This window comes from Saccharothrix sp. NPDC042600, from assembly GCF_040647305.1.
Taxonomy (GTDB): Bacteria; Actinomycetota; Actinomycetes; order Mycobacteriales; family Pseudonocardiaceae; genus Actinosynnema; species Actinosynnema mutabilis.
The window spans coordinates 1-11,325 of sequence record NZ_JBEZBW010000169.1 but is presented as its reverse complement, the minus strand read 5'-3'; the positions used below and the strand labels follow the sequence as shown (position 1 = coordinate 11,325).

Below are 11,325 nucleotides of genomic sequence, written 5' to 3'. Positions count from 1 at the left end.
CGTCGATTTTCGCTCCGATCACGTCTTTCGATCGGGGCGAAAATCGACGCGATGAGCCGACTACCAGGCGGCCTCGCGCGCGACGCCGGAGGCGGCGCAATCCAACACGGTCACACCCGGACACCCCCGTGTCCACGGAGCGTTACGGTGTCACTACAGTGGCTCGGTCACCTGATCGACTCCCAGTCGCGGCATAGGCGGGGTGCCATGACCCTGAGACGGTTCGGCCTCATCACGGCTGCCGTCTGCCTGCTCGTGGTCATCGTGGTCTCCCTGGTCGTCTCCGGAGCCCTCGACCGCCAGACCTCGGTCGCCGTCGACAAGTTCACCCAGCTCGTCGGGTCCACAGCCGCGATGGTCTGCTACTGGCGGGCCGGGTTGCGCAGGCAGGGCACTGCCCGCAGGTGGCGGTTGTGGATGGCCGCGGCCATGGCGAGCCTCTCGGTCGGCCTGTGCGCGTGGATCTGGGGACAGGTGTTCCTGGGTGTCTCGCTGCCCTCGACCACCGTGGCCCCGCTCGGGTTCATCCTGGTCCCGGTCCTCGTCCTGTTCGCCGTGCTCGTCCTCGGCCACGGCGGCTCCGGGTCGCTGCCCAACCACCGCAGCAAGGTCGTCATCGTGCTGGACGGCCTGATCGTCGTCGGCTCGCTGTTCGTCCTCACCTGGGTGTCGCTGCTGGAGTCGATGGTCCGGGCGTGGGCCACCTCCGGACCCGGGTTCGCGACCGTCGTGGCGCACCCGGCCGCGTACCTGGTGATGCTGGTCGTGCTTCTGGTGTCCTCGTGGTCGCACCGGTCGGTGCGGCAACTGCCCATGCTGTTCGTGGCGATCGCCGGGCTGGCGCAGTCGTCGTCGGGGTGGGTGTTCGCGTTCCTGGTGAGCAAGGGCGCGACGACGATCCCCACGGCCGCGGACATCGGGTTCATGGTGTGCCCGGCGATGTTCTTCCTGTCCTCGATCGCGCCGAGCAGCCCGCGCCGCGAGCGGTCCGGGACCGGGCGGCTGCGGGCGGGCGAGATGCTGCACATCCTCGTGCCGTACCTGCCGATGCTGGTCACCGGCCTGTTCATCGTGGTCGGGACGGCCACCGGCGTGCGGCTCAACCCGTTCGAGATCTACGTGGGCCTCGGGGTGGTGCTGCTGGTGATCGCGCGGCAGCTGTTCACCCTGATCGACAACGTCAAGCTGCTCGAACAGCTCCGCGACAGCCGCGAACGCCTGCGCCACCAGGCCTACCACGACCCGTTGACCGGGGTGGCCAACCGCGTGCTGTTCCGCGAACGCCTCAACGCCGCCCTGGACCGGCCGGACCCGCTGGTCGTGCTGTTCATCGACGTGGACGGGTTCAAGGACGTCAACGACAACTACGGCCACGCCGAGGGCGACGAGGTGCTGCGGATCGTCGCCGAACGGCTCCAGCACTGCGTGCGCCCGCAGGACACGGTGGCGCGGCTGGGCGGCGACGAGTTCGGCATCCTGGTCGACGGCTACCCGGCGCGGCCGGAGGAGATCGGCGACCGGGTGCTGGCGGCGATGGCGTCCCCGCACCGCACGGCCGGCGGCGAGCACCTGATCAGGGCCAGCATCGGCATCTCGCACCGGGAGACCCACGACCCGGCGCTCACCGCCGACGACCTGCTGGGCAGCGCGGACGCCGCGATGTATACCGCGAAACGACTGGGCAAGGGCATGGTCGTGGTGCACGGATCGGTGGAGGCGGAGCTGACATGACGCCGGACGAGGCGATCACCCTGCTGGGCCTGGAGGAGCTGCCGGTGGAGGGCGGGCACTTCGGCCAGTCCTGGCGCTCGGCGGAGGCGTCGGCGATCTACTACCTGCTGCGCGCGCCCGAGTTCTCCGGGCTGCACGTCCTGACCCACCTGGAGGTCTACGCCCACCACGCGGGCGCGCCGCTGCGGATGCTGCTGCTGCACCCGGACGGGCGGGTCGAGGAACCGGTGCTCGGGCCGGACCTGGCGGCGGGGCAGCGGCCCCAGGTGGTCGTGCCCGCCGGGGTGTGGCAGGCCAGCGAGCCCGCGGGCGAGTGGTCGCTGGTGGGGACGGTGGTGGTGCCGCCGTACACCGACGACGTGGTCTCCTTCGCCAAGGCGGACGAGGTGGCCGCGGCGTACCCGTCGCACGCCGACCGGATCCGGCGGTTCTGCCGCTTCTAGGGACACCGACCCCTTTCGGGCGCCGGCGAGGTCTGCACGTCCATGGAGTTCTCCGTTTTCCTGCCCACCGGCTTCGGCCGCGACTTCGCCGGCCACACCGACCCCGTGGCCGCGTTCGACTCGATCACCCGGCTCGCGCGGGCGGCCGACGAGTGCGGCTACGCGGCGCTGTGGGCCGCCGACCACTTCCACACCGTCCCGTCCTCGCAGGACTACCTGTTCGAGTCGTGGACCACGCTCACCGCGCTGGCCCGCGAGACTTCCCGCATCCGGCTGGGCCACCTGGTCACCGGCGGCGGCTACCGCAACCCGGCGCTGCAGGCCAAGATGGCGTCCACCGTGGACGTGCTGTCGCGCGGCCGGTTCACCTTCGGCATCGGCGCGGGCTGGTACGAGCCGGACTACACCGGTTACGGCTACGAGTTCCCGCCGCCCGGCGAGCGGCTGCGGCGGCTGGAGGAGGCCGTTCAGGTGGTCCGTGCGCTGTGGACGGAGGAGGAGGCCACGTTCGAGGGCCGGTACCACTCGGTGCGCGGGGCGGTGAACCAGCCGAAGGGCGTGCAGCCGCGCATCCCGATGATGATCGCGGGCGGCGGCGAGCGGGTGACGTTGCGGATCGTGGCCCGGCACGCCGACGCCTGCAACGTCATCGAGTCGCCGGAGGGCCTGGAGCACAAGTACGAGGTGCTGCGGAAGCACTGCGCAGACCTGGGCACCGACTACGACCGCATCAAGCGCACCACGACCACCATGTGCGTCATCGCCGACACCGACGAGGAGGCGAGGGCGTCGATCCCCCCGGGCGCGGATTTCGCCTACCCCGGTGACCTGGCGTCCTACGGCCTGATCGGCACGCCCGAGACCATCCGCCGGCGGATCGACCGGTACGCGGCGGCGGGGGTGCAGGAGCTGGTGGTCGGGTTCCTCGGCACGGACCCCGGGCCGCTGCGGCGGTTCGCGGAGGAGTTCCTCCGGTGAGGGAGGACTTCCAGCGGGAGGCGGAGCGCCACCGGCGGGAGCTGGTGGCGCACTGCTACCGCATGCTCGGGTCGGTCGACGACGCCGAGGACGTGGTGCAGGAGACGTACCTGCGGGCGTGGCGCGCACTGGACGACTTCGAGGGGCGGTCGTCACTGCGCGTGTGGCTCTACCGGATCGCGACCAACGCCTGCCTGACCGCGTTGACCCACCACAGCCGCCGGGTGCTGCCGTCCGGCCTGGTGGAACCGACCGCCGACCCGCACCGCCCGGCCGTGTTCGCCGGTCCGGGCGTTCGCTGGCTGCAACCGCTGCCCGACGCCCTGGTCACCAGCGAGGAGGACGACCCCGCCGCGGTGGCGGCGATGCGCGACAGCATCCGGCTGGCGCTCATCGCGAGCCTGCAACACCTGCCGCCGCGGCAACGGGCCGTCCTCCTGCTCCGGGACGTCCTGGCGTTCACCGCCCCGGAGACCGCCGAGGTCCTGGACATGACGGTGGACGCGGTGAAGAGCGCCCTGCGCCGGGCCCGCACGCGCCTGGCGGAGGTCAACCCGGCGACCCGGCCCGCGGAACCGACCGAGGACCGGGCGCGGGAGCTGCTGCGCCGCTACCTGGACGCGTTCGAGCACAGCGACGCGACGGCGCTGCGGGACCTGCTGCGCGCCGACGCGGCGCTGGAGATGATCCCCGCCACGACGTGGTTCTCCGGCAAGGCGACCTGCGCGCCCTACCTGGCCGCGCACGCCATGGAGTCGCCCGGCGACTGGGAGATGCGCCCGATCCGCGTCAACGGCGGCCACGGCGCGGTGTCCCACCTGCGCGGGGAGCCGTTCGCGGTGGTGGTGCTCGCCCTGGCCGAGGACGGGATCGCGCGGATCACGCTGTTCGGCGACCCCGTCCTGGACGCCTCGGTCAGGAGAGCTTGCGCAGCAACGGCAGCACGTCCTCGGAGAACTGGGTGAGGAAGCGCTCCTGGTCGTGGCCGGGGCCGTGGAAGACGAGGTGGTTGAGGCCGGCGTCGACGTAGGGCTTGATCCGCGCGACGGCGTCCTCGGGGTCGGAGGCGACGATCCAGCGCTTGGCCACCTGCTCGATGGGCAGCTCGTCGGCCAAGCGCTCCATCTCCTCGGCGCTGCCCACGCTGTGCTTCTGCTCGGGCGTCAACGACAGCGGGGCCCAGAACCGGGTGTTCGCCAGCGCCCGCTCGGGGTCGCGGTCGTAGGACAGCTTGACCTCGATCATCCGGTCGACGTCACCGAACTCCCGCCCGGCCGCCTCCGCACCCGCCGCCACCGCGGGCAGCAACTGCTCGGTGTAGAGCTCCATGCCCTTGCCCGAGGTGCAGATGAACCCGTCCCCGGCGCGCCCGGCGTACTTGGCCACGGTCGGCCCACCGGCCGCGATGTAGATGGGCACGGGCTGCTCGGGCCGGTCGTAGACGTTGGCGTTGACGAGCTTGTAGTACTCGCCGTCGAAGTCGACGCTGTCCCGCGTCCACAACTCGCGGATGAGCCGCACAGCCTCCCGCAACCGCGCGAACCGCTCCTTGAACTCGGGCCACTCCCGCCCGGACACGGCGATCTCGTTCAACGCCTCCCCGGACCCGACGCCGAGGAAGACGCGCCCCGGGTAGAGCAGGCCGAGCGTGGCGAACGCCTGCGCGACGACGGCGGGGTTGTACCGGAAGGTGGGCGTCAACACGCTGGTGCCGAGCGTCACCCGGGAGGTCCGCTCGCCGACGGCGGACAACCAGGACAGCGCGAACGGCGCATGCCCACCCTCGTGCCGCCAGGGCAGGAAGTGGTCGGACACGGTGACACTGTCCAACCCGACCTCTTCGGCCCGCACGGCGTACTCGACCAGCTCCCGAGGCCCGAACTGCTCGGCAGACGCCTTGTACCCGACCTTCAACCCCATACCCACTCCGCTCCTCGATGCCAACCACGCGGTCAGCACTCTAACCAGACCAACCCCACCCCCAACTCGATCATTCCCCCCGCGCCCCAGCCCTTCCGCCGCGCAGCGGCGGCTGAGCTACCAGCCACAGGGGGTCTTCGTGTTCCCCACCGTATGACCTGCCCGAAGGGCTACCACAGATTTCCCCGGGTGACGCCGAAAGTTTTGCGAGGAACGAGCAAAAGTTTTAGCGGCACCCGGGGAAATCTGTGGTTGGCTCCGCCAGGTCATGCGGTGGGGAACACGCAGGCCCTTCCCCCCACTGGAGGCCTCCCGGCCGCTTTTAGCTTTTGGCTTTCAGGCTTTTGAGCTTTTGATCTTGAGAGCGCGAACCGTTCAGCCCATGGTCTTCTGACCGTCCAAAGTCTCCCGAATGATGTCGGCGTGACCCGAGTGCTGCGAAGTCTCGGCGATCAGGTGCAGCAGCACGCGCCGCGCCGTCCACGACTCCTTCGCGAACCACGGCGCTTCCGGCAGCGGGTGGGCGGAGTCGAGGTCCAGCCCCGCGACGATCTCCTCCGTCTTGCGCGCCGTCTCCTCGTACGCCGCGAGCGCCTCGGCCAACGACTCCTCCGGCAGCAACCGGTGGCCGTTCTCCCAGTCGCCGGCCACGCTCTCCATCAGCTCCGCGCCGCCCACCGCGAAGCGCATCCAGCTCTCCTCCACGTCCCGGACGTGCTTGATCAGCCCGCCCAGGGACAGCGCGCTCGCCGTGGGCGTCGCGCGGGCCTGCTCCTCGGTGATGCCCCGGACCGTGAACTTCAGGAAGCCGCGGTGCTTGGCCAGGGTGCTGAGCAGGTCGGCCTTCTCGGCGGAGAGCGTCGTGGTGGTCATCGTGCCGTCCTTCGTCCTCGTCGTCGCGCAGTTCTCGTCGCCGCGCAGTCGTCGCGCGCAGTCTCGTCGTCGCGCAGTTCTCGTCGTTGCTCCGAACACTAAACCGCATCGCGGTCAACTCCGGTCCTCGATTGGCCGTCGCCGGCGAAGTCGAGTGGAAATCGGCTTCCCGGCTTACGCTCGCCGCGTGGACCTGCCCGTGATGCCGCCGGTGCGCCCGATGCTGGCCAAGGCCGTGCGCGAGGTGCCGCGCGAGGCGGGGCTGGTGTTCGAACCCAAGTGGGACGGGTTCCGGTGCGTGGTGTTCCGCGACGGCGACGAGATCGAGCTGGGCTCGCGCAACGACCGGCCGCTGACCCGCTACTTCCCCGAGGTGGTCGAACTCCTGCGCGCCGGCCTGCCCGAGCGGTGCGTGGTGGACGGGGAGATCGTCATCGTCACCCCCGGGGGCCTGGACTTCGGGCTGCTCCAGCTCCGGCTGCACCCGGCGGCCTCCCGCGTGCGCAAGCTCGCCGCCGAGACCCCCGCCGACTTCGTGGCGTTCGACCTGCTCGCCCTGGGCGACCGCGACCTCACCACCACCCCTTTCAAGGAACGCCGCACCCTCCTCGAACAGGCGCTCAAGCCCTCCAAAACACTCCACCTCACCCCGGCGACCGACGACCCGGACATCGCCCAGGACTGGTTCACCCGCTTCGAGGGCGCGGGCTTCGACGGCGTGGTCGCCAAGCGCACCGACCTGCCCTACGAGCAGGACAAGCGCGTGATGTGGAAGGTCAAGCACGAACGCACCGCGGACTGCGTGGTCGCCGGGTTCCGCTGGCACAAGGACGGCGAGGGCGTCGGCTCGCTCATGCTCGGCCTCTACGACGGCGATCAACTGCACAACGTGGGCGTGGCCAGCAGCTTCACCGCCGCCCGCCGCCGCGAACTCGTGGCCGAACTGGCCCCCTACCGCGAGAACGCGCTCGACGGCCACCCGTGGGGCGAGTGGGCCGGCGCCGACGCCGAGACCCGGGGCGCGCCCAGCCGGTGGGCGCCGACCAAGGACATGGCCTGGCAACCGGTCCGCCCGGAACTGGTCGCCGAGGTCCGGTACGAGCACGTGGAGGGCCGCCGGTTCCGGCACACCGCGCGCCTGGTCCGCTTCCGGCCCGACCGGACCCCGGCGTCGTGCACCTACGAGCAGCTCGACGAAGCGCCGCCGGCCGAGCTGGCGGAGGTGTTCGGGCTGTGACCGAGGTCGAGGGCGTCGAGATCACGAGCCCGGACAAGGTGTTCTTCCCGCAGCGCGGCGAGACGAAGCTCGACCTGGCCCGCTACTACGCGTCCGTCGCCGAGCCGCTCATGCGCACGATGCGCGGCCGTCCGCTCCTGATGGAGCGCTATCCCGAGGGTGCGGGCGGGAAGTCGTTCTTCCAGAAGCGGGTGCCGAAGAACGCGCCGGACTGGCTCCGGACCACCACCGTGTCCACCCCGAACGGGACCACCAGCGAAGCCCTGGTCGCCGCCGACGTCCGGCACGTCCTGTGGGCGGTGAACCTGGGTTGCCTGGGCTTCCACGTGTGGCCGATCCGCGCCGAGCGCCCCGAGGTGACCGACGAGCTGCGCGTGGACCTCGACCCGTCCCCCGGCGTCGCCTTCCCGCAGCTGCGCGAGGCGGCGCGGCTGACCCGGTCGTTGCTGGCCGAGCTGGGCATCGAGGCGTTCGTCAAGACGACCGGGTCGCGCGGGCTGCACCTCTACGTCCCGCTGCGCCCCGAGTGGGACGGGTACCAGGTGCGCGCGGCGGCCGTGGCGTTGGCGCGCGAGTTGGAGCGCCGGCACCCCGAGCAGATCACGGCGCAGTGGTGGAAGGAGGAACGCGGGTCCCGCGTGTTCGTCGACTTCAACCAGAACGCTCCCCACAAGACGGTGTTCGGCGCGTGGTGCGTCCGGCCGCGGGTCGGGGCGCAGGTCTCGACGCCGATCTCCTGGGCGGAACTGGGTTCCGTCGACCCGGACCGGCTCACCATCGCCACCGTCCCGGGCCGGCCGGACCCGTGGGAGGCCATGCCGGAGCGTCCGCAGTCGATCGAGCCGTTGCTGGAGATGTCCCGCCGGGACATGGAGAACGGCCTGATGGACGCGCCCTGGCCGCCCGTGTACCCGAAGATGCCCAACGAGCCGCCCCGGGTCGCGCCCAGCCGCGCGAAGAAGTAGTGCCGGTTTTTCCAATCGCCGCGACCCGGTGGGCGGCGATCGTGGTGGCATGTTCCTGATCACCGGCGTCACCGGCACCACCGGCAGCCTCGTCCGACAGCTCCTGCTCGACCGCGGTCTGCCCGTGCGCGGCATGACCCGCGACCCGTCCCGACCCGACGACGTCCACGGCGACTACACCGACCCCGAGTCCCTCCGGAACGCCCTTCGGGACGTGACGGCGGCCTACCTCGTGACCGTGTCCCCCACCCCGGACCACGACCTCGCGTTCCTCTCGGCGGCGCGGGCGGCCGGGGTGCGGCGGGTCGTGCGGCTGTCGGCGATCGGCACCGGCGAGGTGTTCGAGGGATCCGTGCTGGCGCCCCACCACCTCGCGGCCGACGAGGCGTTGGCGGCCGGCGGTCCGGCGTGGACGGTCCTGCGGCCGGCCACGTTCGCCACCAACGTGCTGCACACGCCGGTGGTCAACATGACCGGCGACGCCAAGCACGGCGTCATCGACCCCGCCGACATCGCGGCCGTCGCCGTGGAGGCCCTGCTGGGCGGCCACGACGGGCGGATCTACGAGCTGACCGGCCCGGAGGCGTTGAGCGTGCCCGAGCAGGCGGCGATCCTGGGCCGGCGCGACGTGGTGGACGTGGACCCGGCCGACATCGACCCGGCGTGGCGCAGCGGGGTGCTGTGGGCGCGGGCCGGGCACGCCGCGCGGCTCACCGACGACGTGGCGCGGGTGCTGGGCCGCCCGGCGACCCGGTTCGAGCGGTGGGCACTAGGACACACCCTGGCCTAGTTCGTGCGGCATGCTGGCGGCATGACCTCCGGCCGCCTGCTCGCCCTGCTGTCGCTGTTGCAGACCCCGCGCGAGTGGCCGGGCAGCGAGTTGGCGCAGCGGCTGGAGGTCAGTCCCCGCACGATCCGCCGGGACGTGGAACGGCTGCGCGACCTCGGCTACCCGGTGCGGGCGACCATGGGCGCGGAGGGCGGGTACCGGCTGGCGGCGGGCACCGCGATGCCGCCGCTGCTGCTGGACGACGAGGAGGCCGTGGCCATCGCGGTCGGGCTGCGCACGGCGACGCGCCAGCCCGTGACCGGGATCGGCGAGGCGTCGGTGCGGGCGTTGGCGAAGCTGGAGCAGGTGCTGCCGTCCCGGCTGCGGCGGCGGGTGGCGGCGCTGGGCGCGGCGACCGTGCCGGTGGACCTCGCGGGGGACGGACCCGGGGTCGATCCGGAGCACCTGGCGTCGATCGCCGGCGCCATCGCCAACCGCGAGCGGCTGCGGTTCCACTACCGGGCGGCGGACGGGTCGGAGTCGCGCCGGCACGTCGAGCCCACGGCGCTCGTGCCGTCGGGGCGGCGGTGGTACCTGCTCGCGTTCGACGTCGAGCGGGACGACTGGCGGGTGTTCCGCGTGGACCGGGTGGAGCGGGTGCTGGCGACCGGGGCGCGGGCGGCGGTCCGCGAGCTGCCGGCGGCCGACGCCGCCACCTACATGCGGGAGAGGATGCTGAGCGGGCCGCCGGTCTACCGGGCGGAGGTGACCGTGGACCTGCCCCTGCGGGCGGTGCGCGAGCGGCTCGGCGACACGCCCGAGGAGTTGCGGGAGGTGGGCGAGGGGCGGACGTGGCTCCGCACGCACGCCGACACCCTGGAGTACGTCGCGTTCCGGATCGTGTTGCTGGGGTGCGACTTCGAGGTCCACACGCCGGTGGAACTCGTGTCGTACCTGCGGGACCTGCGTTCGCGGATCGACCGCGCGGTGGGCCCCTAGGCGGCGGTCGGGAACGCGGTGTCCAGCGCCGAGCGGCCCGCCCGCGTCAAGCGCGCCGGACCGCCCGACTGCGGGGCGATCAGGCCGGCGCGGACCAGGCGGGGTCCGAGGAACTGGTCGCAGCAGGCCAGCCCGTCGACCAGGAGGGTGCCGGCGGTGTAGCGGCAGCGGCCGGCGGCGACGGCGCGGAGGACGGCGCGGTCGCGGTGGGTGATGGTGGCGTTCATGGCGGTGACTCCTTCCGGGTCGGCCGGGTGGTCCCTCTACCCGTTCGACGAAGCAGCCTGCCGGGTTTCGACATGCCTGGGGGAATTCTCGGGTGTACCGATTCCGACTCCGTGAACTCCTGCTCGCAGGCTGGTCGAACCGCTTGTGAAAAGGCCTACGCGATCGCCGCCGCCGCTTGCCGGAACGCCTCGACCAGCTGCGGCCACCGGGTCGCCCGGTCCCGGTTGATGGACTGCGGCGACGGGTGCGGCGCGTTGAACACCTTGAGCCCGTACCCCTTGCCGGACAGGTTCCAGCCGGTGCCCGCCGGGGTGCCGAGCACGACCACGGCCTTCAGGCTCTTGAGCATCCGGAGCAGTTCGACCAGGTAGGGGATCGCGGCGCGGAGGTCGGCCGGCGTCGGCGCGTGGCCGCTGAGGTACCAGGGGACGACGTTCCAGTTCAGGCACACCTGGCGCGACAGGCCCGCCTCGGCCATCGCGGTGAACCCGTTGACGGCGGTCTGGTCGTCGTTGTCCAACGAGATGAGCCCGGACCCGCTCCCGGCCACCGACTTCGGCCCGGGCGATTCGAGCAGCAACAACACCTTCGCGTCGATCCCACCACTGGCCGGGTCGAACAGCGGCACCTCCGCCTTGCGCTCCTCGGCGATCTTCTTGGCGAACTCGGTCAACGGCTTCATGTGCGGCGCGTTGAGCAGCGCCATCTTGCGCACGACGATCCGGGGGTCGCGGTGACCCTTGGGCGAGGCGGGAAACACGTTGGTCGGCACCCGCCGACTGTCCACCGGACCCGAGGCGACGACCATCCGCCGACCGGGCGGAACCCCCACCACGCACCGCGACTTCCGCACCCATGCGGAAACCACCCAACCCCCCAACCACACAGGACCCCAGACCCCCTCTTCACGCAAAGCGCCCCCGCCGCGCAAGCGGCGCTCGCCGCGCAGCGGCGTGCTTTTGGTTCGAGCTCCCAGCCACAAGGGGCCTTCGTGTTCCCCACCGTATGACCTGCCCGAAGGGCTACCGCACTTTTGGCCGGGTGCAGCCGAATTTTTTGTGAGGAACGAGCAAAAAATTTAGCGGCGCCCGGCCAAAAGTGTGGTTGGCTCCGCCAGGTCATGCGGTGGGGAACACGCAGGCCCTTCCCCCCACTGGAGGCCTCCCGGCCGCTTTTAAGCTT

12 protein-coding genes are annotated in these 11,325 nt (G+C 71.6%); 8 read left to right on the top strand and 4 right to left on the bottom strand.

The window, feature by feature from the left end; genetic code table 11:
- Positions 1-207 precede the first annotated feature (207 nt).
- The 4 genes from AB0A74_RS41330 to AB0A74_RS41315 are packed head-to-tail and all read left to right on the top strand — an operon-like array spanning position 208 to position 4,117.
- Positions 208-1,731 carry a GGDEF domain-containing protein gene (locus AB0A74_RS41330; protein ID WP_358258503.1) on the top strand — a complete coding sequence of 508 codons (1,524 nt, stop codon included), beginning with the start codon at positions 208-210 and terminating at the stop codon, positions 1,729-1,731.
- Complete coding sequence (locus tag AB0A74_RS41325) at positions 1,728-2,174, top strand: cupin domain-containing protein (RefSeq protein WP_358258501.1); 447 nt, start codon at positions 1,728-1,730, stop codon at positions 2,172-2,174. The genes AB0A74_RS41330 and AB0A74_RS41325 overlap by 4 nt, the downstream gene beginning before the upstream one ends.
- Positions 2,175-2,216: 42 nt before the next feature.
- Positions 2,217-3,152 carry an LLM class F420-dependent oxidoreductase gene (locus tag AB0A74_RS41320; protein WP_358258499.1) on the top strand — a complete coding sequence of 312 codons (936 nt, stop codon included), beginning with the start codon at positions 2,217-2,219 and terminating at the stop codon, positions 3,150-3,152.
- Positions 3,149-4,117: an RNA polymerase subunit sigma-70 gene (locus AB0A74_RS41315; RefSeq protein ID WP_358258498.1), complete on the top strand. Its 969-nt coding sequence runs from the start codon at positions 3,149-3,151 to the stop codon at positions 4,115-4,117. Before AB0A74_RS41320 ends, AB0A74_RS41315 begins: the two co-directional genes overlap by 4 nt.
- Here the strand turns inward: AB0A74_RS41315 and fgd are convergent.
- Positions 4,068-5,072, bottom strand: coding sequence for a glucose-6-phosphate dehydrogenase (coenzyme-F420) (gene fgd, locus AB0A74_RS41310; RefSeq protein WP_358258497.1), 1,005 nt, complete (start codon positions 5,070-5,072; stop codon positions 4,068-4,070). The two genes, AB0A74_RS41315 and fgd, sit on opposite strands and share 50 nt — an antisense overlap.
- 375 nt (positions 5,073-5,447) lie before the next feature.
- Positions 5,448-5,945 (bottom strand): DinB family protein, encoded by a 498-nt coding sequence (locus AB0A74_RS41305; RefSeq protein ID WP_358258495.1) that lies wholly within the window; start codon positions 5,943-5,945, stop codon positions 5,448-5,450.
- A 187-nt stretch (positions 5,946-6,132) separates the two neighbouring features.
- Between AB0A74_RS41305 and AB0A74_RS41300 the strand changes: the two genes are divergently transcribed.
- The 4 genes from AB0A74_RS41300 to AB0A74_RS41285 are packed head-to-tail and all read left to right on the top strand — an operon-like array spanning position 6,133 to position 9,915.
- Positions 6,133-7,182, top strand: coding sequence for an ATP-dependent DNA ligase (locus AB0A74_RS41300; protein WP_358258493.1), 1,050 nt, complete (start codon positions 6,133-6,135; stop codon positions 7,180-7,182).
- A complete protein-coding gene (ligD, locus tag AB0A74_RS41295; protein WP_358258492.1) occupies positions 7,179-8,147 on the top strand; it encodes a non-homologous end-joining DNA ligase in 969 nt (322 codons plus the stop codon). Before AB0A74_RS41300 ends, ligD begins: the two co-directional genes overlap by 4 nt.
- Positions 8,148-8,196: 49 nt before the next feature.
- Positions 8,197-8,937, top strand: a complete 741-nt coding sequence (locus tag AB0A74_RS41290) for an NAD(P)H-binding protein (RefSeq protein ID WP_358258491.1) — start codon at positions 8,197-8,199, stop codon at positions 8,935-8,937.
- 21 nt (positions 8,938-8,958) lie between these two features.
- On the top strand, positions 8,959-9,915 hold the full coding sequence (locus tag AB0A74_RS41285; RefSeq protein ID WP_358258489.1) for a YafY family protein: 957 nt from the start codon (positions 8,959-8,961) through the stop codon (positions 9,913-9,915).
- Here the strand turns inward: AB0A74_RS41285 and AB0A74_RS41280 are convergent.
- Together AB0A74_RS41280 and AB0A74_RS41275 are read right to left on the bottom strand one after the other, a co-directional pair.
- Positions 9,912-10,142, bottom strand: coding sequence for a hypothetical protein (locus AB0A74_RS41280; RefSeq protein WP_358258488.1), 231 nt, complete (start codon positions 10,140-10,142; stop codon positions 9,912-9,914). The two genes, AB0A74_RS41285 and AB0A74_RS41280, sit on opposite strands and share 4 nt — an antisense overlap.
- A 155-nt stretch (positions 10,143-10,297) precedes the next feature.
- The gene (locus AB0A74_RS41275) at positions 10,298-10,915 is read right to left on the bottom strand and encodes a uracil-DNA glycosylase (RefSeq protein WP_358258486.1); all 618 of its coding nucleotides are present in this window, start codon (positions 10,913-10,915) and stop codon (positions 10,298-10,300) included.
- Positions 10,916-11,325: the final 410 nt, after the last annotated feature.